The organism is Paraburkholderia sp. BR10141, from assembly GCF_056155635.1.
In genome coordinates, this window is sequence record NZ_JBMIQH010000161.1 from 1 (window position 1) to 297 (window position 297).

General features: G+C 66.0%; 1 pseudogene. It reads left to right on the top strand.

Annotation, left to right across the window (positions count from 1 at the left end):
* Positions 1-185: pseudogene (locus ACOJB8_RS41300) on the top strand (sigma 54-interacting transcriptional regulator); the annotation flags it as partial.
* Positions 186-297 lie beyond the last annotated feature (112 nt).

The window sequence follows — 297 nt, forward strand, 5'->3', positions numbered from 1 at the left end:
TCTTCCTCGACGAGATCGGCGACCTGCCGCTGTCGATGCAGGTCAAGCTGCTGCGCGTGCTGCAGGAGCGCGAGGTCGTGCGGCTTGGATCCCGGCACTGTATTCCGATCGACGTGCGCGTGGTGGCGGCGACGAATGTCCACCTGCAGCACGCGGTGGCGGCCGGGCATTTCCGCAGCGACCTCGGCAATCGCGCTCTGGCCGCGTGCGGAATCCAGTTCGGCGTCGACGTTCGCCTCGTGGCTGGACCTGCGGATCTTGCGCGAACGAAGGCGCATTGCCATGACTAAAGATGCG